General features: G+C 67.5%; 25 protein-coding genes. 14 read left to right on the top strand and 11 right to left on the bottom strand.

Annotation, left to right across the window (positions count from 1 at the left end; genetic code table 11):
* The first annotated feature begins 8 nt into the window (after positions 1 to 8).
* Genes trpC through DIE23_RS26790 form a run of 3 tightly spaced genes read left to right on the top strand, consistent with a single transcriptional unit; the run spans position 9 to position 2,339 of the window.
* A complete protein-coding gene (gene trpC / locus DIE23_RS26780; RefSeq protein ID WP_124614876.1) occupies positions 9 to 794 on the top strand; it encodes an indole-3-glycerol phosphate synthase TrpC in 786 nt (261 codons plus the stop codon).
* Entirely contained in the window at positions 794 to 1,420 is a 627-nt protein-coding gene (locus DIE23_RS26785; RefSeq protein WP_124614877.1) for a CYTH domain-containing protein, read from the top strand. Before trpC ends, DIE23_RS26785 begins: the two co-directional genes overlap by 1 nt.
* 13 nt (positions 1,421 to 1,433) lie before the next feature.
* Positions 1,434 to 2,339 (top strand): uracil-DNA glycosylase, encoded by a 906-nt coding sequence (locus DIE23_RS26790; RefSeq protein ID WP_124614878.1) that lies wholly within the window; start codon positions 1,434 to 1,436, stop codon positions 2,337 to 2,339.
* Between the two features lie 112 nt (positions 2,340 to 2,451).
* Here DIE23_RS26790 and DIE23_RS26795 read toward each other — a convergent pair whose 3' ends face one another.
* The 4 genes from DIE23_RS26795 to DIE23_RS26810 form a co-directional block, all read right to left on the bottom strand.
* Positions 2,452 to 3,048, bottom strand: coding sequence for an FMN-dependent NADH-azoreductase (locus DIE23_RS26795; RefSeq protein ID WP_124614879.1), 597 nt, complete (start codon positions 3,046 to 3,048; stop codon positions 2,452 to 2,454).
* 147 nt (positions 3,049 to 3,195) lie between these two features.
* The gene (locus tag DIE23_RS26800; protein WP_124614880.1) at positions 3,196 to 4,995 is read right to left on the bottom strand and encodes a M61 family metallopeptidase; all 1,800 of its coding nucleotides are present in this window, start codon (positions 4,993 to 4,995) and stop codon (positions 3,196 to 3,198) included.
* 115 nt (positions 4,996 to 5,110) lie between these two features.
* Complete coding sequence (locus DIE23_RS26805) at positions 5,111 to 5,839, bottom strand: DsbC family protein (RefSeq protein WP_124614881.1); 729 nt, start codon at positions 5,837 to 5,839, stop codon at positions 5,111 to 5,113.
* Between the two features lie 90 nt (positions 5,840 to 5,929).
* On the bottom strand, positions 5,930 to 7,108 hold the full coding sequence (locus DIE23_RS26810; protein ID WP_124614882.1) for a UbiH/UbiF family hydroxylase: 1,179 nt from the start codon (positions 7,106 to 7,108) through the stop codon (positions 5,930 to 5,932).
* A gap of 248 nt (positions 7,109 to 7,356) precedes the next feature.
* On the opposite strand from DIE23_RS26810, the gene ychF reads away from it, so the two are divergent.
* Positions 7,357 to 8,451 (top strand): redox-regulated ATPase YchF, encoded by a 1,095-nt coding sequence (gene ychF, locus DIE23_RS26820; protein WP_124614884.1) that lies wholly within the window; start codon positions 7,357 to 7,359, stop codon positions 8,449 to 8,451.
* Between the two features lie 166 nt (positions 8,452 to 8,617).
* Here the strand turns inward: ychF and gabP are convergent, their stop codons facing one another.
* The 3 genes from gabP to DIE23_RS26835 form a co-directional block, all read right to left on the bottom strand.
* Complete coding sequence (gene gabP / locus DIE23_RS26825; protein ID WP_124614885.1) at positions 8,618 to 10,009, bottom strand: GABA permease; 1,392 nt, start codon at positions 10,007 to 10,009, stop codon at positions 8,618 to 8,620.
* Between the two features lie 469 nt (positions 10,010 to 10,478).
* The gene (locus DIE23_RS26830; RefSeq protein ID WP_124614928.1) at positions 10,479 to 10,826 is read right to left on the bottom strand and encodes an MmcQ/YjbR family DNA-binding protein; all 348 of its coding nucleotides are present in this window, start codon (positions 10,824 to 10,826) and stop codon (positions 10,479 to 10,481) included.
* A gap of 101 nt (positions 10,827 to 10,927) precedes the next feature.
* Positions 10,928 to 12,190, bottom strand: a complete 1,263-nt coding sequence (locus DIE23_RS26835; RefSeq protein WP_124614886.1) for an MFS transporter — start codon at positions 12,188 to 12,190, stop codon at positions 10,928 to 10,930.
* A gap of 193 nt (positions 12,191 to 12,383) precedes the next feature.
* Here DIE23_RS26835 and gcvA point away from each other — a divergent pair, with 193 nt between their 5' ends.
* From gcvA to ettA, 3 genes are all read left to right on the top strand, one after another.
* Positions 12,384 to 13,301 (top strand): transcriptional regulator GcvA, encoded by a 918-nt coding sequence (gene gcvA / locus DIE23_RS26840; protein WP_124614887.1) that lies wholly within the window; start codon positions 12,384 to 12,386, stop codon positions 13,299 to 13,301.
* 102 nt (positions 13,302 to 13,403) lie between these two features.
* Entirely contained in the window at positions 13,404 to 13,712 is a 309-nt protein-coding gene (locus DIE23_RS26845; RefSeq protein ID WP_124614888.1) for a DUF3761 domain-containing protein, read from the top strand.
* Positions 13,713 to 13,901: 189 nt separating this feature from the next.
* Complete coding sequence (ettA, locus tag DIE23_RS26850) at positions 13,902 to 15,569, top strand: energy-dependent translational throttle protein EttA (protein ID WP_124614889.1); 1,668 nt, start codon at positions 13,902 to 13,904, stop codon at positions 15,567 to 15,569.
* Positions 15,570 to 15,696: 127 nt separating this feature from the next.
* Here the strand turns inward: ettA and DIE23_RS26855 are convergent, their stop codons facing one another.
* The 4 genes from DIE23_RS26855 to DIE23_RS26870 are packed head-to-tail and all read right to left on the bottom strand — an operon-like array spanning position 15,697 to position 19,011.
* A complete protein-coding gene (locus tag DIE23_RS26855; protein ID WP_124614890.1) occupies positions 15,697 to 16,320 on the bottom strand; it encodes an HAD family hydrolase in 624 nt (207 codons plus the stop codon).
* Positions 16,317 to 16,868: a cysteine hydrolase family protein gene (locus tag DIE23_RS26860; RefSeq protein ID WP_124614891.1), complete on the bottom strand. Its 552-nt coding sequence runs from the start codon at positions 16,866 to 16,868 to the stop codon at positions 16,317 to 16,319. Before DIE23_RS26860 ends, DIE23_RS26855 begins: the two co-directional genes overlap by 4 nt.
* A gap of 55 nt (positions 16,869 to 16,923) precedes the next feature.
* Complete coding sequence (locus DIE23_RS26865; protein WP_124614892.1) at positions 16,924 to 18,738, bottom strand: aminopeptidase P family protein; 1,815 nt, start codon at positions 18,736 to 18,738, stop codon at positions 16,924 to 16,926.
* 18 nt (positions 18,739 to 18,756) lie between these two features.
* Positions 18,757 to 19,011 (bottom strand): hypothetical protein, encoded by a 255-nt coding sequence (locus DIE23_RS26870; RefSeq protein WP_044845896.1) that lies wholly within the window; start codon positions 19,009 to 19,011, stop codon positions 18,757 to 18,759.
* Between the two features lie 171 nt (positions 19,012 to 19,182).
* Here DIE23_RS26870 and DIE23_RS26875 point away from each other — a divergent pair, with 171 nt between their 5' ends.
* The 7 genes from DIE23_RS26875 to DIE23_RS26905 all read left to right on the top strand — a co-directional run bounded on the left by DIE23_RS26875 (position 19,183) and on the right by DIE23_RS26905 (position 25,284).
* A complete protein-coding gene (locus tag DIE23_RS26875) occupies positions 19,183 to 19,944 on the top strand; it encodes a response regulator transcription factor (RefSeq protein ID WP_124614893.1) in 762 nt (253 codons plus the stop codon).
* A 26-nt stretch (positions 19,945 to 19,970) separates the two neighbouring features.
* The gene (hemA, locus tag DIE23_RS26880) at positions 19,971 to 21,269 is read left to right on the top strand and encodes a glutamyl-tRNA reductase (protein ID WP_124614894.1); all 1,299 of its coding nucleotides are present in this window, start codon (positions 19,971 to 19,973) and stop codon (positions 21,267 to 21,269) included.
* An 81-nt stretch (positions 21,270 to 21,350) separates the two neighbouring features.
* A complete protein-coding gene (gene prfA / locus DIE23_RS26885; protein WP_124614895.1) occupies positions 21,351 to 22,433 on the top strand; it encodes a peptide chain release factor 1 in 1,083 nt (360 codons plus the stop codon).
* A 7-nt stretch (positions 22,434 to 22,440) separates the two neighbouring features.
* Positions 22,441 to 23,283, top strand: coding sequence for a peptide chain release factor N(5)-glutamine methyltransferase (gene prmC, locus DIE23_RS26890; protein WP_124614896.1), 843 nt, complete (start codon positions 22,441 to 22,443; stop codon positions 23,281 to 23,283).
* 67 nt (positions 23,284 to 23,350) lie between these two features.
* Complete coding sequence (gene grxD, locus DIE23_RS26895) at positions 23,351 to 23,662, top strand: Grx4 family monothiol glutaredoxin (RefSeq protein WP_011883132.1); 312 nt, start codon at positions 23,351 to 23,353, stop codon at positions 23,660 to 23,662.
* 13 nt (positions 23,663 to 23,675) lie between these two features.
* The gene (locus DIE23_RS26900) at positions 23,676 to 24,272 is read left to right on the top strand and encodes a UbiX family flavin prenyltransferase (RefSeq protein WP_006759426.1); all 597 of its coding nucleotides are present in this window, start codon (positions 23,676 to 23,678) and stop codon (positions 24,270 to 24,272) included.
* A 220-nt stretch (positions 24,273 to 24,492) separates the two neighbouring features.
* Positions 24,493 to 25,284, top strand: coding sequence for a class III extradiol ring-cleavage dioxygenase (locus DIE23_RS26905; protein ID WP_124614897.1), 792 nt, complete (start codon positions 24,493 to 24,495; stop codon positions 25,282 to 25,284).
* Positions 25,285 to 25,334: the final 50 nt, after the last annotated feature.

Genomic DNA, 25,334 nt, shown 5'->3' on the forward strand with positions numbered 1-25,334 from the left:
GAACCCACATGAGCGACATTCTCGACCGAATCATCGCCGTCAAGCGCGAAGAAGTCGCGGCGGCCATGCGCAGCACGCCGCTCGAGGCATTGAAACTGGAAGCATCGGCGCGCGACCTGCGCGACTTCGTCGGCGCCCTGCGCGCGAAGCAGGCAGCCGGCCACGCGGCGGTGATCGCCGAAGTGAAGAAGGCGAGCCCGTCGAAGGGCGTGCTGCGCGAGAATTTCGTGCCGGCCGACATCGCGCGCTCGTATGCGGCCCACGGCGCCGCGTGCCTGTCGGTGCTGACCGACGAGCAGTTCTTCCAGGGCAGCGTCCGCTATCTCGAGGAAGCGCGCGCGGCCTGCACGCTGCCGGTGCTGCGCAAGGACTTCATCGTCGATGCGTACCAGATCCTCGAAGCGCGCGCGATGGGCGCCGACGCGATCCTGCTGATCGCGGCCGCACTCGACACGCCGCTGATGCAGGACCTCGAGGCGTATGCGCACTCGCTCGGCCTCGCGGTGCTGGTCGAGGTTCACGATCGCGACGAGATGGAACAGGCGCTGACGCTGAAGACGCCGCTGCTCGGCATCAACAACCGCAACCTGCGCACGTTCGAGACGACGATCCAGACCACGCTCGACATGCTCGACATGATTCCGCCGGACCGCATGGTCGTGACCGAGTCGGGGATCCTGTCGCGCATCGACGTCGACACGATGCGCGCGGCGAACGTGAACGCGTTCCTCGTCGGCGAGGCGTTCATGCGCGCCGACCAGCCGGGCGAGGAACTCGCGCGGATGTTCTTCTGATGGCGATCGAAAAGGAAATCAAGCTCGCGCTGCCGGCCGTCCAGGCCGATGCGGCGCGGCGCTTTTTCGAGACACTGACCGGCGAAGCCGGCGACGTCATCGCGCTCGCGAACGTTTATTACGACACGCCCGATCTCGCGCTGGCCCGTTCGAAGAGCGCGGTGCGCGTGCGCCGCACGCCGCACGGCTGGCTGCAAACCTTCAAGACGGTCGGCAGCGCGGAAGCCGGCCTGCATCGCCGCCATGAATGGGAGTTGCCCGTCGCCGGCGATGCGCTCGAAATCGATGCCCTCGTCACCGCGTGCGACGTGCCGCAGGCTGCCGCTGCACTGCGCGACGCGGCGCCGGCACTTCACGCGCTGTTCCGGACGGATTTTTCGCGTACGCTGTGGCGCATCGCAATCGGCGGCGCAACCGTCGAGGCCGCGGTGGACGTCGGCGAGATCTTCGTTCAGGCGGAAAACGATACGCGCCGCGAACCGATCAGCGAAATCGAACTCGAACTGATCGACGGCCCGGAAGCGGCGCTCGCGACACTCGCCGCCGAACTGCAGCAAGCGCTGCCGGGCCTCGCCCCCGAAAACATCAGCAAGGCGCAACGCGGCTACCGGCTGCGCGCGCAATAAATACGCATCACGCATGGCAACCCGCAAGACTCTCCGCACGCCGCAGCAGGCGTCGCTGTTCGACGATCCCGTGCCGGAAACGGCGCTGGACGATGTTCCCGCTCCGGCGTCCGCGCCGGCCGCCTCCGGGCGCAAACCCGCGAAGAAGGCCGCGGCAGCCGCGCCGGCTTCCGCCGCGCCGCAGTCCGTTACGGCAGACGTCCCGCACCTCGCCGCCCAATTCGACGCGCTGCCGGCCGTCTGGCGCGACGTGCTGAAACCCTTCACCGACAGCGACGCGTATGCACCGCTGTGCCGTTTCGTCGACGACGAGCGCGCGGCCGGCAAGACGGTCTACCCGACCGACGTGTTCCGTGCGCTGCGCCTGACGAGCCCGGACGACGTGAAGGTCGTGATCCTAGGCCAGGACCCGTACCACGGCGACGACCGCGGCACGCCGCAGGCGCATGGCCTGGCATTCTCGGTGCCGCCGGCCGTCCGCACGCCGCCGTCGCTACGCAACATCTTCAAGGAAATCGCCGCGAATTTCGGCCACGACGCGCCGCGTCACGGCTGCCTCGACACCTGGGCACGCCAGGGCGTGCTGCTGCTCAACACTGTGCTGACAGTCGAGCGCGGCGCGGCCGCGAGCCACGCGAAGCGCGGCTGGGAGCAATGCACGGACACGCTGATCCGCGAACTCGCCGGCCGCCATCGCGGGCTCGTGTTCATGCTGTGGGGCGCGCATGCGCAGGCAAAGCGCGCGCTGTTCGATGCGAACGCGCACTGCGTGCTCGAGGCGCCGCATCCGTCGCCGCTGTCCGCACACCGTGGCTTCCTCGGTTGCCGCCACTTCGCGCTCGCGAACGACTATCTGGTCGAAGCGGGTCGCGAGCCGATCGACTGGCGCCTGCCGGAGGTGGCCGAAACGCTCGCGTAAGCGGGTTCCGCTTCCCGCTTTCGTCCCCACTACGCAAAAACGCCGCGCCCCTTTCGGGACGCGGCGTTTTTGCATCTGACGAGGCAGCGGGTGCGACGCACCCGCGCCGGCCTTACGCGGCAGCGATCGCTTCGCGTGCGCCAGCGAGCGCGGCGCTCTGCGCATCCGGCCCGAGGTTCAGGCCTTCAGCGTGGATGAAGCTCACGTCGGTCATGCCGACGAAGCCGAGGAACGTGCGCAGGAACGGCGTCTGGCTGTCGTTCGGCGTACCCAGGTACTTGCCGCCGCGGGCCGTCACCACGTGAACCTTCTTGCCCTTGATCAGGCCTTCCGGACCGTTCTCGGTGTAGCGGAACGTGACGCCTGCACGCGCGATCCAGTCGAAGTACGTCTTCAGTTGCGACGAGACGCCAAAGTTGTACATCGGTGCGCCGATCACGATGATGTCGGCGGCTTGCAGTTCGGCGATCAGGGCATCGCTCTTCGCGACGATCGCATTCTGTTCCGCGCTGCGCTGGTCGGCCGGCGTGAAGAATGCGCCTAGCACCGATTCGTCGAGGTGCGGCAGCGCATCGGCCAGCAGGTCGCGAACCACGACCTTCGCGCCGGGATTCGATTGTTGCAGCTTTGCCGTCAGTTCGTTGGCCAGCAGCGTGGACTGCGCACCTTGCGAGCGCGCCGCGGAATTGATTTGCAGAATGGTCGTCATGTCAGGCTCCGGTTGGGTTGCGCTTCGGTAGCGCGAGTGACGTCATTGTGCTTGGCCGGATGGGTGCGAAAAAGCGGGTTCAGGGCGACGGATTGTTGCAGGAACAGAACAATCCACGATCGCGCCCCGAAACCCGCTTCGGCGTACTCAGCCCTTCAGCCAGGCTTCCCGGGCCTTGTGCGCGGCGGCCGGCTTCGCGGCAGCCGTGAGCCGGTAACGCGCAACCTCCGGCCCGTCCAGCTTCAGTTTCGCGGTTCGCAACTCGTCGCGGCGGAATGCGTGCACCTCGACCTTGTCGCCCGGCCGGTAGCGCGCGAGCAGCGTGTCGAGGTTCGTGCCGGTGACGCGCAGCCCGTCGAGCGCGATCAGCGTGTCGCCGGCCGACAGCCCCGCGCGATGCGCGCCGCCACCTTCGTAGACCGCCGCCAGCGAGCAGTCCGCACCGCCGCGCAGGCGCGCGCCGATCGTCGGCTTCGCGGCCGCGCCAGCTGCGACCTCGGGCGCGAGCGTCACGCCGAACGGCGCGAGCAGTTCGGCGAGCGGCAGGTCGCGCGTGCCATGCACGGCGTCGGCGAACAGCCGGCCGAGCGCGACGCCCGTCGCTTCCTCGATCAGCGTTTCGATCTCGTTTTCCTCGACACCCGCCTGCTTGCCGCGATAGAACTCGCGGCCGTAGCGTTGCCACAGCAGACGCATCACGTCGTCGAGCGACTTGCGGTTGCGCGTCTGCGCGCGAATCGCGAGATCGAACGCGAGCGCGACGAGCGAACCCTTCGTGTAGTAGCTGACGATCGCGTTGGTCGCGTTCTCGTCCTGGCGGTAGTACTTGATCCACGCGTCGAACGAGCTTTCCGCGACGCTCTGCTTCAGGCGCCCCGTGCCGCGCAGCACGCCGCCGACGGTACGGCCGAGCGCCGCGAAATATTCGTCCTGCGACATCAGCCCGCTGCGTACGAGCATCAGGTCGTCGTAATAGGACGTGAAGCCCTCGAACAGCCACAGCAGCGACGTGTAGTTTTCCCGCGCGAGGTCGTAGGGCACGAACGCGGCCGGCTTGATGCGCTTCACGTTCCATGTGTGGAAGTACTCGTGGCTGCAAAGGCCGAGGTACGTGCGATAGCCTTCCGTCGTTTCCGACCGGCCCTTCACCGGCAGGTCGGTACGGTTGCAGATCAGCGCGGTCGACGCGCGATGCTCGAGGCCGCCGTAGCCGTCGCTCACCGCAAGCGTCATGAACACGTAGCGGTCCATCGGCGCCTTCTTCGATTTCGGCTCGAACAGCGCGATCTGCGCTTCACACACGCGCTTCAGGTCGGTGTGCAGCCGCTCCATGTCGAGCTGCGTCACGCGCCCGGCGATCACGATGTCGTGCGGCACGCCGTGCGCATCGAACGTCGCCAGCGCAAATTCGCCGATCGTCACCGGATGGTCGGTGAGTTCGTCGTAGTTCGATGCACGATACGCGCCGAACCCGTAGCGCTTGGTGCCGCGCGCCTCGGGCAGCGACGTGCCGACGCGCCACGTGCCAAACGCCGGACCCGCCGGTTTCGCGATGTCGACCTCGCAGGACGTATCCTCGCGGCCGGCAACGCTCAGGAACACCGCCGTGGCATTGAAGAAGCCGCCCGATGCGTCGAGATACGCGGAGCGGACTGACAGATCCCACGCGTACACGTCGTAGCGCAGCGTCAGCGTGCCGTTCACCGGCGCGGCCTGCCAGGTGTTCTTGTCGGTTTTCGCGATCCGCACCTTGCGGCCCGCGTCGTTGAACGCCGCGAGCGTCACGATGTTGCGCGCGAACTCGCGCACAAGGTAGCTGCCCGGAATCCACACCGGCAGCGAGAAGCGCTGGCCTTCGGGATCGGGATCGGTGACCGTCACCGACACTTCGAACAGGTGCGCGGCAAGATCTTTCGGGGCAATCGAATAGCGGATCGGCTGGGTCATCGTGGCAATCGGTCGGAAATCGAACGGAATACGGCGGCGGAAACAAAGAGAGGCGCCGGCAGAGATCGCGGGCGCCCCTCGCTGGTCGGGCCATGCGGCCCGGCGTGTCGGTTGGTTACTTGCTCGACGCGAGCGCCTGGTTCAGCTGGTCGGCCGAGACCGCGCCCGGCAGGCGACGGCCGTCGGGCAGGAAGATCGTCGGCGTACCGGTGACGTTCATCCCGCGGCCGAGCGCGAGGTTCTTGTCGAGTGCGGTCGTATCGCAGGTGCCGGCGCCGGTCGGTACGCGATGGTCGAGCATCCAGCCCTCCCAGGTTTTCGCGCGATCGGTCGCGCACCAGATCGCCTTCGACTTCGCGGTCGAATCGGGCGACAGCACCGGGTACAGGAACGTGTAGACGGTCACATTGTCGACCGACTGCAGCGTCGTCTCGAGCCGCTTGCAGTACGGGCAGTTCGGATCGGAGAACACCGCGATCTTGCGTGCGCCGTTGCCCTTGACGACCTTGATTGCGTTGGCGAACGGCAGGCTCGCGAAATCAATCTTGTTGAGGTCGGACAGGCGCGCGTCGGTCAGGTTCTTGTGCGTCTTGGTGTCGACGAGATCGCCGAGCAGCACGTAGTCGCCGGCTGCATCGCTATAGATGATCTGCGTGCCGAGGTTCACTTCGTACAGGCCTGCAACCGGCGATTTCGACACGCTCTTGATCGGCGCGTCGCTGCCGAGACGCGCTTGCAGGGTGGCTTTCAGCTTGTCGGTGGTTTGGTCGGCCTGCGCGGTGCAGCCGAGCGTCGCCATCGTGACGGCCAGCGCCAGCGATGCGATGCGGATCGTTTTTTTCATCCTGTAGTTCCTTCAGCTCAATCGGAGTGCACGTCACAGTGTACGCCGTAACGGAACCCTGTCCGACAGGCCGAGCGAGCGAAGGTTCGATCAGCCGAGCGCGGCCGACACCAGCCAGCGCTTCACGAGCGGCTGCGCGCCGACGAACGCCATGCCCGCGTTGCGCACCGCCTTCGCGAACGAGCCCGGCACCGCGAACAGCCGCTGCAGCCCGTCGGTCGCGACCATCAGCGCACGGATGTCCTCGCGGCGCGAACGCTCGTAGCGGCGCAGCAGCACCGTATCGCCGAGGTTGCGGAAGCTTTCCTTGTTCGCAATCGCATCAGCGAGCGCCGCGACGTCGCGCAGCCCGAGGTTCATCCCCTGCCCCGCGAGCGGGTGGATCAGGTGCGCGGCATCGCCGACGAGCGCGACGCGCGGCGCGATCAGCTTGCCGACGGTCTGCAGCGCGAGCGGGAAACCGGCCGCCGGCGTCACGCATTCGAGCGTCCCGACCTGACCGTGCGACACGCGTTCGACTTCCGCTGCGAGTTGCGCGGGATCGAGCGCGAGCAGTTGGTCCGCATGCGCGGTGTGCGCGGACCACACGAGCGACACGTGACCGTCCGGCAGCGGCAGCAACGCAATAATCTCGCCTTCGTGAAACCACTGATAGGCCGTCTCGCGGTGCGGCAGCGACGCCTTGAAGTTCGCGACGACGCCCGTCTGCCGGTAATCGCGCCGCTCGACCTTGGCCCCCATTTGGGAGCGCACCCACGAATGCGCGCCGTCCGCGCCGACCACGAGGTCCGCTTCGAGCACTTGCCCCGACGACAGCGTGAGCACGGCCGCGTCGGCGCGCACGTCGAAGCCCTGCGCGCGCGCATCGAACCATGTGAGGTTCGGCTGGAACCGCAGCGCGGCGTCGAGCGACGTCTCGATCAGCGACGATTCGGCGATCCACGCGAGCTGCGGCACGGAGGCCTGGTACGCGGAGAAATGCAGCTCCGCGTGCGCGTCGCCGTACACGCGCATGTCGTAGACCGGCGCGAGCCGGCCATGGTCGAGCGCCTGCCAGACCCGCAGCCGCTCCAGCAGTGCCTGCGAGCTGGACGACAGCGCGTAGATGCGCGTGTCGAACGCGAGATCGGCGGGGCGCGGCGTGGCCGGCTGGGCGAGCAAGGCGGTCTTGTAGCCGGACTGGGTCAGCGCGAGCGCGGCCGTCTTGCCGACGAGCCCGCCGCCGACCACGGCGACGTCGAAGGTGTGGTGGGCAGTCATGGCGGGCATTATAGCTGCGGGGCCAATCCCTTACGCGGCCGGACTTTGCGGGAAATCAGCAGAATCGCGGACCGGTCCGGCAACGCGGCGGCCCGTCGCATCGGGCGTTCGGGGGGAAGGCCGGAAACCGGGGCGTCGGCACGGTACAATAGCGCCTTTGAACGTCGGCCCGCTGCGCCCCACGCGCCGGCCGTCCCTATTTTCCCGCGCCGCCGTGCCTTGTCCGGCCGCGCCGCTCCACCCGTCCGAAGGATTCCATGAGTCTCAAATGCGGCATCGTCGGCTTGCCCAACGTCGGCAAGTCCACCCTGTTCAATGCGCTGACCAAGGCCGGCATCGCCGCCGAGAACTACCCGTTCTGCACGATCGAGCCGAACGTCGGCATCGTCGAAGTGCCCGACACGCGCCTGAAGGCGCTCGCCGAAATCATCAGCCCCGAGCGCGTCGTGCCGGCCGTCGTCGAATTCGTCGACATCGCGGGCCTCGTCGCAGGCGCGAGCAAGGGCGAAGGCCTCGGCAACCAGTTCCTCGCGAACATCCGCGAAACCGACGCGATCACGCACGTCGTGCGCTGCTTCGAGGACGACAACGTCATCCACGTCGCCGGCAAGGTCAGCCCGATCGACGACATCGAAGTGATCAACACCGAACTCGCGCTCGCCGATCTCGGCACCGTCGAGAAGGCGCTCACGCGCTACTCGAAGGCCGCGAAGTCGGGCAACGACAAGGAAGCGGTGAAGCTCGCCGCGGTGCTCGAGAAGGTGCGCGCGCACCTCGACCAGGACAAGGCCGTGCGCGGCCTCGATCTGTCGGACGACGAGCAGGCGCTGCTCAAGCCGTTCTGCCTGATCACCGCGAAGCCGGCGATGTACGTCGCGAACGTGAAGGACGACGGCTTCGAGAACAACCCGCACCTCGACGCGGTGCGCAAGTACGCGGAAAGTGAGAACTCGCCGGTGGTCGCGGTGTGCGCGGCGATCGAGGCGGAAATCGCCGATCTCGACGATACGGACAAGGAAGCGTTCCTCGCCGACATGGGCATGGAAGAGCCGGGCCTCGACCGCGTGATCCGCGCAGGCTTCAAGCTGCTCGGCCTGCAGACCTACTTCACCGCGGGCGTGAAGGAAGTGCGCGCGTGGACGATCCACATCGGCGACACGGCGCCGCAAGCGGCCGGCGTGATCCACACCGACTTCGAGCGCGGCTTCATTCGCGCTCAGACGATCGCCTTCGACGACTTTGTCACGTACAAGGGCGAACAGGGCGCGAAGGAAGCCGGCAAGATGCGCGCGGAAGGGAAGGAATACGTCGTGCACGACGGGGATGTGATGAACTTCCTGTTCAACGTCTGATACGTGCAATGCCGATGCCGTGCGAAACGCGCGGCATCGCGCGATGCGCAGCCAACACGAAAAACAAGCGGGCCGATTGGCAAATGCCAATCGGCCCGTTCTTCATCTCGGGACCTGCCTGTCAGCCAAAGACGAGCACCATGCCCGCCTTCGGATCGTCACGTCATCACGTCGCCGACACCCGCCGCCCCACGCCCGCCCGCGCATCGCGACCGCGCTTGTTCAGCCAGGAAGCAAGCAGCACGATCAGCGCGAGTACGGCCGTCGCACCCACTTCCATCCGGTGTTCCTCGCTGACGAACATCACGGTCAACGTGCCGCAGATGAACAGGATCACCGCCCACGTGAGCCACGGGAACAGCCACATCCGCAGCGTCAGGTCGGCACCGCCCGATTCGAGCGTCTTGCGCATCCGCAACTGCGAGATCGCGATCACGAGATACACGAGCAGCGCGATCGCGCCCGACGTCGCAAGCAGGAAGCCGAACACCTGTTCCGGCATCAGGTAGTTCGCGATCACGGTCAGGAAGCCGAACGCGGTCGACGCGAGCACGGCCGCGCGCGGCGTGCCGGTCGAATCGGTACGGTGCAGGAATGCCGGGGCATCCTTGCGCTTGGACAGCGAGAACAGCATCCGCGACGCGGTGTACAGCGCCGAATTCAGGCAGCTCGCGACCGACACGAGCACGATCACGTCGATGATCGCCTTCGCGTTCGGGATGCCGATCAGTTCCATCGCGCGTTGATACGAACCGTGCTTCGGCAGCAGCGGGTCGTTCCACGGCACGATCGCGGCGACGACGAGAATCGAGCCGAGATAGAACAGCGTGATACGCCAGATCACCGAGTTGGTCGCGCGCACGATCTGGCGTTGCGGGTTGTCCGACTCGGCGGCCGCGATCGTCACGATCTCGGTACCGAGGAACGAGAACATCGTCGTCAGCATCGCCGCGAGCACCGCGCCGGCACCGTGCGGCATGAAGCCGTCATGCACGAACAGGTTCGACACGCCCGACACGGCGGGAGCAGGAATGATGCCGACGATCGCCGCGCCGCCGATGCACAGGAACACAATGATCGCGACGACCTTGATCAGCGCGAACCAGAATTCGAATTCGCCGTAGTTCTTGACCGAGAAGAGGTTGGTCACCGTCAGCACCAGCGTGATGCCGAGCGCGAAGACCCAGGTCGCGACGCCGGGGAACCACGCATTCAGGATGGTCGCGGCCGCGGTCGCCTCGATCGGGATCACGAGCACCCAGAACCACCAGTACAGCCAGCCGATCGAGAAACCGGCCCAGTGGCCGATCGCGCGATCGGCATAGGTGGAGAACGAACCGCTGTCCGGATGCGCGACGGCCATCTCGCCGAGCATGCGCATCACCAGCACGACCAGCCCCCCCGCGATCGCATACGCGAGGATCGATGCCGGGCCGGCTTCCGCGATGGCGTGGCCGGAGCCGACGAACAGGCCCGCGCCGATCACGCCGGCAATCGACATCATCGTCACGTGCCGCTGCTTCAGGCCCGTACCGAGGCCGGTGTTGCTTCCACTCATCTGTCTCTCTCCAAAAAACGGTTCCGGTATGGCCGGGTATCGCGTGAAGGCAGCACGAGGGATTGTGGTTCTTGAGCCGGGCCGGATGCAGCACCTGCACGGGTGCAGGCGCGGAGCCGAATCGGGGGCCGTTCCGGAACGGTGCGCGACGCAGTCTGCGAAGCTGCGGGTGCGATGCGGCGCGCAGGGCGCCGGCGCATCGCGTGCGCCGTTTCCGTCGGCGTCCGTCGGCTGCCTTCGAAGCGATGGAGTGTAAGCATCAAACGGTTCTTCACTAAGAACCAATTGAAGAATTTCGATGGAACCACTTGTTACATCGATGCGAACCGATGCAACGCTTGGTCCGGTTTGGCGTCCGCTTGCGAGGCGCCGGATCGGGCAATTGATGACGGTGCCTGACCGCCCGGCATCACGGCGGACACATCCCGTCGACGCGGTTCACGTGCCGCGCAGGCGCTGCGTCGGATGCTCAGTTCGCGCCGCCCGGCCCTTCGTCCCGCCATTTGGCCGGCACGATCGCGCGCCATTCTCGCAGAAGCAGTTTTTTCACGGCGTCAGGATGCGCGGCCGACAGGCGCACCAGCACGATCGGCCAGCCCGCATAGTGGTCGGTCACGTAATACACGTCGGGTTCCGATTCGATCAGCCACGCGCGCTCATCGGGGCCGACGCCCTTCACGACGAGCGTGTCACCGTCCTCGCGCAGGCGCGCGAGCATCTTACCCTTCACCTTGAGTGCGGGCGTGCCGTACGACGTGCCCTCCTCGACACCCCGCCATGCCAGCGCGATCTGCCGCACTTCGTCGAATGTCGCGATGCGCCTCCGCCCGTCAGTGATCGACGTCCCGGACACCGTAGCGGAAATCGTGGATGACGCCTAGCCGCGAGGCGTCTGGCCGTGCGCCCGACGACGCGTGGCTAGCGGCCGGCCGCGCGCGTCGCCACCGGCGCGCGGCCGGTGGTGGCAACGATCGCGAACGCGATCGCATTGGCGGCCGCGCTGGCCAGGATCGGCATGAGATAACCGCCGCCCGCGTCGTAGATGAAACCGGCGGCGGCCGGCCCGATCAGCGTGCCGAACGCGACGCTCGTGTACAGCACGCCGATGATCGCGCTCACGTTGCGGCCGCCGAAGTAATCCATCACGACGGCGGGAAGCACGGCGACCCAGCCGCCGTAGAACACGCCGAACACGAGCGCGAACGCGGCCAGCGTCGCGACGCTCCCGGCGCCGGCCCACGCAACGAGCGCGACGGCCATGCCTGCGAACATCACGAGCAGCGATGCGCGGCGGCCGAAGCGGTCGGCGAGGCCGCCGAGGAAGAAGCGCCCTGCCGTGCTGCCAACGCCGATCGCACCGAGCAGCAGCACGGCCGTCGACGGCGCGACGCCATGATCGAGCGCGTACGGCACGAGGTGCACGAACGGCACGAAGACGCCGAACGAGCATACGAGACACGCCGCGTAGAGGCTCGCGAACGGCCGCGACGTGACGGCCTCGCGCACGGTCGCACCAGCCGGTACCGATGCAGCGGCACCGGGCGTCCCGTCGCCCGATTGCGTACGCGCCGCATCGCCGTCGGGCAGCAAGCCGCGCCCGCGCGGGTCGTTCTCGATCAGCAGCGACATGCCCGCGCCCACCACCACTGCGAGCGCCGCGAGCGTGCCATACGCGCCGCGCCAGCCGACGTGCGCGATCAGCGCGGATGCGAGCGGCGGCATCACGAGCGTGCCGACGCCGATCCCCGCGACCGCGAGCCCTGACGCGAAGCCGCGCCGCCGCACGAACCAGCGCTGCACGGCGCCGACGGCCGGCACATACGCGCAGCCGACGCCGAGGCCGACACCGAGCCCGTAAGCGACATAGACCTGCAGCAGCGTATGTGCGGCACCGGCCGCTGCGAGACCCGCGGCCGTCAGCAACATGCCGGTGACGGCGAGCCGCCGGGAGCCGAAGCGATCGGCAAGCGGGCCGCTGACGATGCCAAAGCCGAAATACAGGAAGCCGGCCAGCGAGAACACGAGCGAGATCTGCCCGCGCGATGCGGCGAAATCCCGCTGCAGCGATTCGACGAACGCGCTGAACGTGTACGCACTGCCGAATCCGACGAACGTGACGGCGAACGCCGCCGCCACTACATACCAGCCGTAGAAGACGCGCGATGCGCGCGGGCCGCTCATGACGATGCTCCTCTCAGGTTCCGCCAGGCGCCGCGCGGCGCCCGGATTGCCTCATGGATATAGTTGAACTATGTTGATCGCATCGACCGCTGCAAGGCAGCCGTGACGAATGCGATCCAATGCGACAACGGTACTAGCGCGTATGCATTGCCTCAAACGATATTTCGTCGGCCTTTCGCTTTAGAAAAACTCAATGAACCGTTCCCGTCTGCCGCCCCTCAACGCACTGCGTGCGTTCGAGGCGGCCGCCCGCCACCTGTCGGTGAAATCCGCAGCGGAAGAGCTGTCGGTCACGCCCGGCGCGGTGAGCCAGATGATCCGCACGCTCGAGACCCACCTCGGCGTGCAACTGTTCGAGCGCGTGAACCGCGGCATCCTGCTGACCGCAGCGGGCCGCGACTACCTGCCGCCCGTGCGCAACGCGTTCCGGCAGATCGCCGACGCATCGCAGCGCGTGTCGGGCGCCGCCGACAGCGGCGTGCTGACGGTGAGTGTCACGCCATTTTTCGCGTCCGCGTGGCTCGTGCCCCGCCTCGCGCAGTTCCGCGACGCGTGCCCGGACGTCGACCTGCAGATCGTCGCGAGCCACGCACTCGCCGATTTCGCACGTGACGGCGTCGACGTCGCGATCCGCCATGGTCTCGGCCGCTACATCGGGCTGTGCAGCGAACGGCTGCTGACCGTGGAGATCGTCGCGCTTGCGGCGCCGGAACTTGTCTCGCGGCTGGGCATGCCGGCCACGCCCGCCGACCTGGCCGGATGGCCGCATCTGCACGACGCCGAGCGCAAGGGTTGGCACATCTGGTTCGACGCGCAGCGGATCGACGATTTCGGTCCGCCGCGCGGCCCCGCGTTCGACGATTCCGGCCTGTTGCTGCAGGCGATCCTCGCCGGCCAGGGCGCCGGCCTGCTGCCGGCGGCGATGGTGCGCAGCGAGCTCGCGAGCGGCCGGCTCGTGCAGCTTGCCGACGTCACCTGGCTCGACGACTTCGCGTACTACCTCGTCTATCCGCCGCATCATGCGGAGCGCGCGAAAGTCGCCGCGTTTCGCCGGTGGATTCTCGACGCCGCACAGGCCGATGGCGCGGCATCGATGACCGGCGCGGCGTAGCGTCGCTGCACCGCGGGGCGGCGGCAACGATCCTCAGCCGATCGGCTAACATGCGGCCCGGGCCGTCGGCCCGAGATCGATAACAACATCCGGAGAGAGACCATGCCCGCCTTGCTCCGCCGCGCGACGCGCATCGCAACCCTGTCGGCCACGCTGTTCGTCGCGTGTGCCGCCCTGCCGCCCCCGGCGCATGCGTATCGGGCGTCGCCCGGCTACGGCAACGAAGCCGACCTCGACCGGCACGACACGTACCGCAATCGCGACGGCGACACCGTCCATGCGCCGGCCCATTCGAAATCGGGCCGCGTGCCCGAGGGCGCGAGCGCGCGCTGCCGCGATGACACGTACAGCTTCAGCCGTCACCGGCGCGGCACCTGCTCGGGGCACGGCGGCGTCGCCGCGTGGCTGTGAACGCGGGTCGGCCGAATGGCCAGTGCGGTGCCAGCGGCAGCCGGCGGCGAAGTACAATACGCGCTCGCGCCGCCAATCCGCGGCGACACCGCCGCGCCCCGCGCGGCACGCTCCGTACCGAATCACCCGACGCCACGCACGCCCACGCGCTGCGCGGCAGTCTCAACCCTTTCTGACTTTCACACCCAAATGGCCCAATACGTTTTCACGATGAACCGGGTCGGCAAGATCGTGCCGCCCAAGCGCCAGATCCTGAAGGACATCTCGCTGTCGTTCTTTCCCGGCGCGAAAATCGGCGTGCTCGGCCTGAACGGCTCGGGCAAGTCGACGCTGATCCGCGTCATGGCGGGCGTCGACAAGGACATCGAAGGCGAAGCGACGCCGATGCCGAACCTGAACATCGGCTACCTGCCGCAGGAACCGCAGCTCGATCCGACGAAGACGGTGCGCGAAGCCGTCGAGGAAGGCCTCGGCGACCTGTTCCAGGCGAACAAGAAGCTCGAAGAAATCTACGCGGCATATGCGGAACCGGACGCCGACTTCGACGCGCTCGCGGCCGAGCAGGCGAAATACGAAGCGATCCTCGCGTCGAGCGACGGCGGCAGCCCCGAGCAGCAGCTCGAAGTGGCCGCCGATGCGCTGCGCCTGCCGGCATGGGACGCGAAGATCGAGCACCTGTCGGGCGGCGAAAAGCGCCGGGTCGCGCTGTGCAAGCTGCTGCTCGAGAAGCCTGACATGCTGCTGCTCGACGAACCGACCAACCACCTCGACGCCGAATCCGTCGACTGGCTCGAGCAGTTCCTGGTGCGCTTCCCGGGCACCGTCGTCGCCGTCACGCACGATCGCTACTTCCTCGACAACGCGGCCGAGTGGATTCTCGAACTCGACCGCGGCCACGGCATTCCGTGGAAGGGCAACTACAGCAGCTGGCTCGACCAGAAGGAAGAGCGCCTGAAGCAGGAAGAAGCGTCGGAATCGGCACGCCAGAAGGCGATCAAGAAGGAACTGGAGTGGGTGCGCCAGAACCCGAAGGGCCGCCAGGCGAAGTCGAAGGCGCGTATCGCGCGCTTCGAGGAGCTGAACAGCCAGGAATACCAGAAGCGCAACGAAACGCAGGAAATCTTCATTCCGGTCGGCGACCGCCTCGGCAATGAAGTGATCGAGTTCAAGAACGTCAGCAAGGCGTTCGGCGACCGCCTGCTGATCGACAACCTGAACCTGAAGATCCCGGCCGGCGCGATCGTCGGCATCATCGGCCCGAACGGCGCCGGCAAGTCGACGCTGTTCCGGATGCTGACCGGCAAGGAGCAGCCGGATTCGGGCGAAGTCGTGATGGGCCCGACCGTGAAGCTCGCGTACGTCGACCAGAGCCGCGATGCGCTCGACGGCTCGAAGACGGTGTTCGAGGAAATCTCGGGCGGCGCCGACGTGCTGACGGTCGGCAAGTACGAAACGCCGTCGCGTGCATACATCGGCCGCTTCAACTTCAAGGGCGGCGACCAGCAGAAGATCGTCGGCAACCTGTCCGGCGGTGAGCGCGGCCGCCTGCACCTCGCGAAGACGCTGATCTCCGGCGGCAACGTGCTGCTGCTCGACGAACCGTCGAACGACCTCGACGTCGAAACGCTGCGCGCGCTGGAAGACGCGCTGCTCGAATTCGCGGGCTCGGTGATGGTGATCTCGCACGATCGCTGGTTCCTCGACCGGATCGCGACGCACATCCTCGCGTTCGAAGGCGATTCGCAGGTCACGTTCTTCGACGGCAACTACCAGGAATACGAAGCCGACAAGCGTGCGCGCCTCGGCGAGGAAGCCGCGAAGCCGAAGCGCCTGCGCTACAAGCCGATCAGCCGCTGAACGGCGCGGCCCGGGCACCCGGCAACGCGGGGCCGGATGCCGGAGGCGGCCGCTTCCGGATCGGCAAAACGAAAAAGCGGGCTCATGGCCCGCTTTTTTCATCTGGCTGCCGCCGTTTGGCAGACGCCTACGCGAGCGCGCCCAGCTCGCGCAAGCGCACCTCGGTCGCGGCCGCGCTCGTGTGATGAATGCCATGCCAGCCGAGTGCCGTCGCGGCCGCGGCGTTCTTCGCATTGTCGTCGATGAACACGAGTTCATGCGGCGCGATACCCGGCAGGAACGGATCGATCCGCGCATGCATTTCGCGGTAGATCGCCGGATCGGGTTTCACGAGCTTCACGCGGCCCGACACGACGATGTCCTTGAAGCGCCGCAGCACCGGGAAGTTGTCCCACGCATACGGAAACGTCTGCGCGGACCAGTTGGTCAGCCCGAAGAGCGGCATCCCCTGCGCGTCAAGCCGGTCGACCAGCGCGGCGCCCTCGTCGAGCACGCCGCCGATCATCTCGTGCCAGCGCGCGTAGAACGCGCGGATCAGCGCCTCGTGCGCCGGAAACTTCGCGACGAGCTCGCTCGTGCCCTCGTCGATCGTCTGCCCGCCGTCCTGCCGGATCACCCAGTCCATCGCGCAAACGTGCGTGAGGAACCAGCGGCGCTCGGCTTCGTCCGGAATCAGTTGCCGGTACAGGTAGTCGGGGCTCCAGTCGATCAGCACGCCGCCGAAATCGAACACCACCGCCTTGATCGTCATGCGAACTCCGTGGCGAGCACGTCGGCAAGCGGACGCGGCGTCACCGCATTGCCCGACAGCGTATTGTTTTCCCACACGAAGTGGTGATGCACGACGATCTGCGCGGCCGACAGGTGCGTGCGCTCGTTCGTCGTGTGCAGGTCGGAGACGACGGTCGTCCGGTAGCCGAGCAGTGCCGCGCGGCGCGCGGCCGAATCGACGCAGAACTCGGTCGCATAGCCGCAGATCAGCACCGACCGGATGCCGTGGCCGTCGAGCTGCGCGGCGAGCGGCGTGTCGTGGAACGAATCGCTCATCTGCTTGCGGATGCGCCAGTCGGCACGACCGACGATCAATTCCTCATGCAGTTCCCAGCCGGGCGTGCCGGGCACGATGTCGTCGTCCGCGTCGCCGTCGTGCTGCACGAAGCACACGGGCGCGTTCGCCGCGCGTGCCGCCGCCGTCAGCCGGTTGATGCCCGACACGACGTCGTCGAGCCGGTACGCGGGCCGCGCCCGCTGCACCAGCCCGCGCTGCATGTCGATCACGATCACTGCGGTGTCTGCCATTGGTTGCCCTCTCGATCATGGTCCGACCGTCGTGCCGCCGGTATCGCGCGTTGCGTCAGATCGGCTGCGTGCGTGCGTCGAGCCACGCCTTCGCGTCGCCGCTCACATGCCGGCCGACGCGCTCGCGCACGGTCGCGTGATACGCGTTGAGCCACGCGCGCTCTTCTTCATGCAGCATTTCGATCAGCACGCAGCGCGTGTCGATCGGGCACAGCGTCAGGGTCTCGAACGCGAGGAAATCGCCGAACTCCGTCTGCCCGCCCGCGCGGTTCACGACCAGGTTCTCGATCCGGATGCCCCATTTGCCGGGCCGGTACACGCCCGGCTCAATCGACGTGATCATCCCCTCTTCCATCGCCGTGTACGGCTCGGCCAGCGCGTAGTGCGAGATGACCTGCGGGCCCTCGTGCACGTTCAGGAAGTAGCCGACGCCGTGGCCGGTGCCGTGGCCGTAGTCGAGCCCGGCCGCCCACATCGGCGCGCGCGCGATCGCGTCGAGCATCGGCGAGCGGATGCCGCGCGGGAAGCGTGCGCGCGACAACGCCATCATCGACTTCAGCACGATCGTGAAATCGCGCCGCTGCAGGTCGCTGACCGTGCCGACCGGCACGACGCGCGTGATGTCGGTCGTGCCGGTCGTGTACTGGCCGCCCGAATCGATGAGCAGCAGGCCGTCGCCGGCGATCGTCGCGTGCGACTCGGGCGTCGCGCGGTAGTGCGGCATCGCGCCGTTCGCGTTGAAGCCGGCGATCGTCGCGAAGCTCGGCGACACGTAGCCGGGGCGCCGTGCGCGCGCGGCCGTGAGCTTCTCGTCGATCGTCAACTCGGTGATCGTCTCGCGGTTCACCGCCTGCTCGAACCACGCGAAGAATTCGGCGAGCGCCGCGCCGTCGTGCTCCATCGTCACGCGCACGTGCTCGATCTCGACGGACGTCTTGCGCGACTTCGCGAACGTCGACGGGTTCACGGCCTCGATCAGCTTCACGCCGGCCGGCACGGCCTCGAGCGTGCCGAAGGTCACGCGGCGCGGATCGATCAGCAGCGTCGCGTCGTCGGGCAGCGCCGCGAGCGACGCGCGCGCGGCGTCGTACGCGCGGACCTCGACGCCGTCCTGCGCGAGCGACGCGGCCAGCGCCGGCGACACCTTGCCGTCGGCAACGAACAGCGTCGCGCGATCGGCGCCGATCATCGCGTGCGCGACGAACACGGGGTTGAAGTTGACGTCGGCGCCGCGCAGGTTGAACAGCCACGCGAGATCGTCGAGCGTCGACACGAAATGCCATTGCGCGCCGTGCGCGTGCATCGCGCGGCGCACTTCGGCGAGCTTGCTCGCGCGCGTCGTGTCGGCCTGCGGCGCCACGTGCTCGAACACCGCGTCGCCCGGCAGCCCCGGGCGCTCCGGCCAGATCGCGTCGAGCAGGTCGAGATCGGTGCGCAGCGCGATGCCGCGCGCGCTCAGCGCGGCCGTCAGCGCGCGTGCCGCCGCGACGCCGAGCACGGCGCCGTCGACGCCGACCGTCGCACCGGCCGGCACGTTCTGCGCGAGCCAGTCGACGTGCGGCGCGCTCTGCTGCCCGCCCGTCATCTTCATCAGCTGGACGCCCGTGCCGGCGAGCTCGGCCTCGGCCTGCACCCAGTAGCGGCTGTCGACCCACAAGCCCGCGAAATCCGCGGTCACGACCAGCGTGCCGACCGAGCCCGTGAAACCGGACAGCCAGCGGCGCGCCTGCCAGCGTTCGGGCAGGTACTCGGACAGGTGAGGATCGGCGGACGGCACGAGATAGGCGGCCAGGTCCTCGCGGACCATCGCGCCGCGCAGCAGCGCGAGGCGGGCCGGCACCGACGAGACTTCGGGGAGACGGGAATTCATGATTTCACCTGAGAGCTTTCAGCGACGGGCCGACACGGCGACCGTCACGGCTACGGCGAGGAACGCGACACCGGTGCAGACCGGCCATTCGAGCGTTTCGCCATCGTAAAACAGTCCAGAGAGGTTGCCGGCCATGCGCGCGGCGGCGGCGCCTGCGATGCCGACCAGCACCACGATCCACCATGCCGGCCGGCCCGTGCGCCGCATCGGATGCAACCACCGGCCGAACAGCCCGACAGCCGCTCCCAGGACAAGGATTCCAAACCAGTTCATTCGACGCCTTCTATAAATTCAGATTCGTCCCATAGGCGTGAACGTTGCCAGCGGCTAGCATCGATTCATCCATCGAACCCGAGACCAGCCGGGCGCCGCGAACATTCGAGTGTAGGGGCCGACCCGACGTTATGGCAAGCGCGCACCGGCAGCCATATTGAAGAAATCCTCATGCGAATCGCCCTGATCGATCCGGAGGCACGTCATGCTGCGCTCCTGAACCGCCTGCTCTTCGCCGGCGGTCATGTGTGCCACGCGTTTCCGTCCAGCGCGGCGTTCTTCGAGTGGCTCGCCACCGATACCTGCGACATGCTGATCACCGGCAACTGGGCCGGCGATCAGCCGGCCGAGGAAGTCATTCCGCGGGCGCAGGCGATCCTGCCCGGGCTGCCGGCCATCGCCGTGATGCAACTGCCGCGCGAAAGCGAAGTCGTGTCGTGCCTGCATGCTGGCGCCGACGACTGCCTCGTGCGCCCGGTGAGCGGGCCCGAGCTGCTCGCACGGGTCAATGCGCTGAGCCGTCGCGCCGGCGTCCGGCGGCCGCCGAATCGCTCCCGTGAAATGTATGGAGAATACGCATTCGATGCGACCCACGGCCTCGTGCGCTTCGGCGACGCGGTCGTCGCGCTCACGCCGAAGGAGTTCCGCTTCGCGCAGCTGCTGTTCGCGAACCTGTCCCGTCCCGTGTCGCGCGCCCATATCCTCGAAACGGTGTGGGCCCGCCGCCGCGACATGAAGTCGCGCACGCTCGACACCCATGCGTCCCGGCTGCGCAGCAAGCTGCAACTGCTCCCGGAGCACGGCTACCGGCTCCTGCCGCTCTATGGCTACGGCTATCAGCTCGACCGCGTATCGATCGAGCCCCCAAATTCGAGGCCACGCGACGCTGATGGCCGGTATGCCGCGAGTGAGGAAATCGCTGAAACGCTATAATATGGGGCTAAACGATAGCCCTCGATATGCAACTCCTCACGATCGGAATCAACCACCACACTGCGCCTGTCGCCCTGCGCGAACGCGTGGCGTTTCCGCTCGAGCAAATCAAGCCGGCTCTCGTCACGTTCAAGAACGTGTTCCTCGGCCCCCAGGCGCCCAATGTGCCCGAAGCGGCAATCCTCTCCACCTGCAACCGCACCGAACTCTATTGCGCGACCGACGATCGGGCCGCACGCGAGGGTGCGATTCGCTGGCTGTCCGAGTACCACCAGATTCCGGTCGACGAGCTCGCACCGCACGTCTATGCGCTGCCGCAGTCGGAAGCGGTGCGGCACGCATTCCGCGTCGCATCGGGTCTCGACTCGATGGTGCTCGGCGAAACGCAGATCCTGGGCCAGATGAAGGACGCGGTGCGCACGGCGACGGAAGCCGGCGCGCTCGGCACCTATCTGAACCAGTTGTTCCAGCGCACGTTCGCCGTCGCGAAGGAAGTGCGCGGCACGACCGAGATCGGCGCGCAGTCGGTGTCGATGGCCGCCGCCGCAGTCCGCCTCGCGCAGCGCATCTTCGAAAAGGTGTCGGATCAGCGCGTGCTGTTCATCGGCGCCGGCGAGATGATCGAGCTGTGCGCGACGCACTTCGCCGCGCAGAGCCCGCGCGAGCTCGTCGTCGCGAACCGCACGGCCGAACGCGGCCAGCGGCTCGCCGAACGTTTCAACGGCCGCGCGATGCCGCTGTCGGACCTGCCGGCCCGCATGCACGAATTCGACATCATCGTGTCGTGCACCGCGTCGACGCTGCCGATCATCGGCCTCGGCGCGGTCGAGCGCGCGGTGAAGGCGCGCCGCCACCGGCCGATCTTCATGGTCGACCTCGCGGTGCCGCGCGACATCGAGCCGGAAGTCGGCAAGCTGAAGGACGTATTCCTCTATACCGTCGACGATCTCGGCGCGATCGTGCGTGAAGGCAACGCATCGCGCCAGGCCGCGGTTGCGCAAGCCGAGACGATCATCGAGACGCGCGTGCAGAATTTCATGCAATGGCTCGACACGCGCAGCGTCGTGCCGGTGATCCGTCACATGCATACGCAGGCCGACGCGCTGCGCCGCACGGAAGTCGAGAAGGCGCAGAAGCTGCTCGCACGCGGCGACGATCCGGCCGCCGTCCTCGAGGCGCTCTCGCAGGCGCTCACCAACAAGCTGATCCACGGCCCGACGAGCGCGCTCAACCGCGTGAACGGCGCCGACCGTGATTCGCTGATCGACCTGATGCGCAGCTTCTACCAGCACGCGCCGCGCTCGAACGACCAGTCCGGCCACTAGCGCCGGCCGATTGCCCCGCCGCCGGCCGCGCGCCGGCCTATCCTTTTCGAATACCCTTGCCCGGGAGCGCCGCTCCACACCATGAAGACGAGCATGCAACGCAAGCTCGACCAGCTGTCTACACGGCTGGCCGAACTGAACGACCTGCTGAGCCGCGAAAACGTCACGGCCGACCTCGACCAGTACCGCAAACTGACGCGCGAACACGCGGAACTCGGCCCGGTCGTCGAGCAGTACGCGCTGTGGCGCCAGTCGCGCAGCGACGAGACGGCCGCGCAGGAGTTGCTCGCCGATGCATCGATGCGCGATTTCGCCGAAGACGAGATTCGCAGCGCACGCGAACGCATGGTGCGTCTCGAAGGCGAGTTGCAGAAGATGCTGCTGCCGAAGGACCCGAACGACGACCGCAACATCTTCCTCGAAATCCGCGCGGGCACCGGTGGAGACGAATCGGCGCTGTTCGCGGGCGACCTGTTGCGCATGTATCTGCGTTTCGCGGAGCGCCAGCGCTGGCAGGTCGAGATGATGTCGGAGAGCGCATCGGATCTCGGCGGCTACAAGGAAGTGATCGTGCGGATCGCCGGCCAGGGCGCGTACTCGCGCCTGAAGTTCGAGTCGGGCGGCCATCGCGTGCAGCGCGTGCCGGCAACCGAGACGCAGGGGCGCATCCACACGTCCGCCTGCACGGTCGCGGTGATGCCGGAAGCCGACGAGATCGGCGAGGTCGAGATCAATCCGGCCGACCTGCGGATCGACACGTTCCGCGCGTCGGGCGCGGGCGGCCAGCACATCAACAAGACCGATTCGGCGGTGCGCGTCACGCACATCCCGACCGGGATCGTCGTCGAGTGCCAGGACGACCGTTCGCAGCACAAGAACAAGGATCGCGCGCTGAAGGTGCTCGCCGCGCGCATCAAGGACAAGCAGTATCACGAGCAGCACGCGAAGGAAGCGGCGACGCGCAAGAGCCTGATCGGTTCCGGCGACCGCTCGGAACGAATCCGCACGTACAACTTCCCGCAAGGCCGGATGACCGACCACCGGATCAACCTGACGCTGTACCGGCTCGAAGCGCTGATGGACGGCGATCTCGACGAACTGATCGGCGCGCTCGTCACCGAACACCAGGCCGAACTGCTCGCGTCGCTCGGCGACACCGACTGAGGCCGCGATGCCCGACACCACCGCCGACGAACTGCTGCGCGCGTCGCCGCTCGACCCGGTCGATGCGCGCGTGCTGCTCGCGTACGCGCTCGGCTGGACCCGCACGCAGCTGATCACGCGTGGCGACGCCCCGCTCGAGCCCGCCGCGATCGAGCGCTACCGTGCGCTCGAAGCGCGCCGCATGGCCGGCGAGCCGGTCGCGCAGCTCGTCGGGATGCGCGAATTCTTCGGCCGGCCGTTCGACATGACGCCCGACGTGCTGATCCCGCGCCCGGAAACCGAACTGCTCGTCGAAGCCGCGCTCGATGCGATCGACGGGCGGCCGCATCCGGCCGTGCTCGATCTCGGCACCGGCAGCGGCGCGATCGCCGTGTCGATCGCCGCCGAACGGCCCGACGCACGTGTGTGGGCGCTCGACCGTTCGCCGGCGGCGCTCGACGTCGCGCGGCGCAACGCGGACAAGCTGCTCGACACGCACCGCCCCGGCGGCCCGCTGCACTGGCTGCAGAGCGACTGGTACGCCGCGCTCGATCCGGTGCTCGCGTTCGACACGATCGTCAGCAACCCGCCGTACATCGCGCAGCACGATCCGCACCTCGCGCAGGGCGACCTGAGGTTCGAGCCGCGCGGCGCGCTCACTGACGATGCCGATGGCCTGAGCGCGATCCGCACGATCGTCGCAGGCGCCGGCGCCTACCTGAAACCGGGCGGCACGCTCTGGATCGAGCATGGCTACGACCAGGCCGAAGCCGTGCGTGCATTGCTCGGGTCACGCGGCTTCGTCGCGATCGAATCGCTCGCCGATCTGGCCGCGATCGAACGCACGACAGGCGGCCGCCGGCCCGGCTGATGGCCGGCCCGCCCGGTTGAAATCCGCTATCATTTCGTTCTAACGCCCCGCAAACGCAAGGTCAGTCATGGACACCCAACAACGTATCAAGCAAATCGTCGACGAAAACCAGGTCGTGCTCTTCATGAAGGGCAACGCGCAATTCCCGATGTGCGGCTTCTCGGGCCGCGCCGTGCAGGTGCTGAAAGCCTGCGGCGTCGACCAGTTCAAGACGGTCAACGTGCTCGAGGACGACGAAATCCGCCAGGGCATCAAGGAATTCTCGAACTGGCCGACCATCCCGCAACTGTACGTGAAGGGCGAATTCATCGGCGGCTCGGACATCATGATGGAGATGTACCAGTCGGGCGAACTGCAGCAACTGTTCGCCGCCGCGTAACGCCCCCTCCCCGATGGCATCTCCCAGCGCGCCGCCACGCCGGCTGATCGTCGCGATCACCGGCGCCACCGGCGCGGTCTACGGCGTGCGGCTGCTCGAATTGCTGCGCGCCGCCGGCGGCGTCGAAACGCATCTGCTGGTTTCGAACGCCGGCTGGCTCAATATCCAGCATGAACTGAAGCTGTCGAAGGCCGAGGTCGAAAGCCGGGCGGATGTCGTGCATTCGGTGCGCGATGTCGGCGCGACGATCGCATCGGGTTCGTTCGCAACCGACGGGATGGTGATCGCACCCTGCTCGATGAAGACGCTCGCGAGCGTCGCGCACGGGCTGTCGGACAACCTGATCACGCGTGCGGCCGACGTCACGCTGAAGGAACGCCGCCGTCTCGTGCTGATGGTGCGCGAAACGCCGTTCAACCTCGCGCATCTGCGCAACATGACCGCCGTGACCGAAATGGGCGGCATCGTGTTTCCGCCGCTGCCCGCGTTCTACGCGATGCCGAAGACGATCGAGGAACTCGTCGATCAGACCGTCACGCGCGTGCTCGACCTGTTCGCGCTCAGCGCGCCGATGACGACGCCGTGGGCCGGCATCCGACCGGCACAGTAAGCCGCTCGACGCGGCGCTCCGGCGCCGTTCTTCACACATCTTCGTCGATTCAGCCGCCTTCCGGCTCGATCCGGCAACATCCAGCCCCCGTCTGCTCCCAAGCACCCGGAATCGGACGTATTATCAACCATTACGATTCAATCAAATTCCTCCAAGCCGATTTATCAATACCCGGTGCGCGCCTATAGTCACAGGCAAACCCTTTTGCAGGCTCCCCACCATGAACCGCTTGCCCTCGCTTTACCTGTCCCACGGCGCCCCGACGCTGCCGATCGACCCGACGCTGCCGTCCGGCGCGTTCACGCATCTCGGTGCCGAATTGCCGCGCCCGCGCGCGGTGCTGATGCTGTCCGCGCACTGGGGCACGCAGCAGCCGGTCGCGAGCGTGGCCGCGCACCCTGAAACGATCCACGACTTCTATGGCTTCCCGCGCGCACTGTACGAGATCCGCTACCCGGCGCCGGGCGCGCCCGCGGTCGCCGAACGGGCGGCCGCGCTGCTGAACGCGGCCGGCATCGCGACCGCGACGACCGAGCACGGCCTCGACCACGGCGCGTGGGTGCCGATGCTGCTGATGTTCCCGGAGGCCGATGTGCCCGTCGCGCAACTGTCGATCCAGCCGCGTGCGGACGCGGCCCATCACTTCGCGCTCGGCCGTGCGCTGCGGCCGCTGCGCGACGAAGGCGTGATGGTGATCGGCTCGGGCCAGATCACGCACAACCTGCGCGCGGCCGATTTCAGCGCGGCGCCCGAGGATGCGGACCCGCGCGTCGCGGAATTCACCGACTGGTTCGAGGCAAAGCTGGGCGCGCGTGATATCGACGCGCTGCTCGACTATCGCCGGCAGGCGCCGCACGCGGCGCTGATGCATCCGACCGACGAACACCTGCTGCCGGTGTTCGCCGCGCTCGGCGCGGCCGACGACGACTACCAGCTCGGCATCCAGTCGCTCGGCACGTATCAACGCGTGCTCGCGATGACGAACTATGTGTTCGCGAGCGCGGCCGCCTGAACCCTGCGATCCAACCGGTGAACAAACAAAAAGCCCGCCCGAGCATCGCT

The organism is Burkholderia sp. Bp9143 (assembly GCF_003853645.1).
Taxonomy (GTDB): Bacteria; Pseudomonadota; Gammaproteobacteria; order Burkholderiales; family Burkholderiaceae; genus Burkholderia.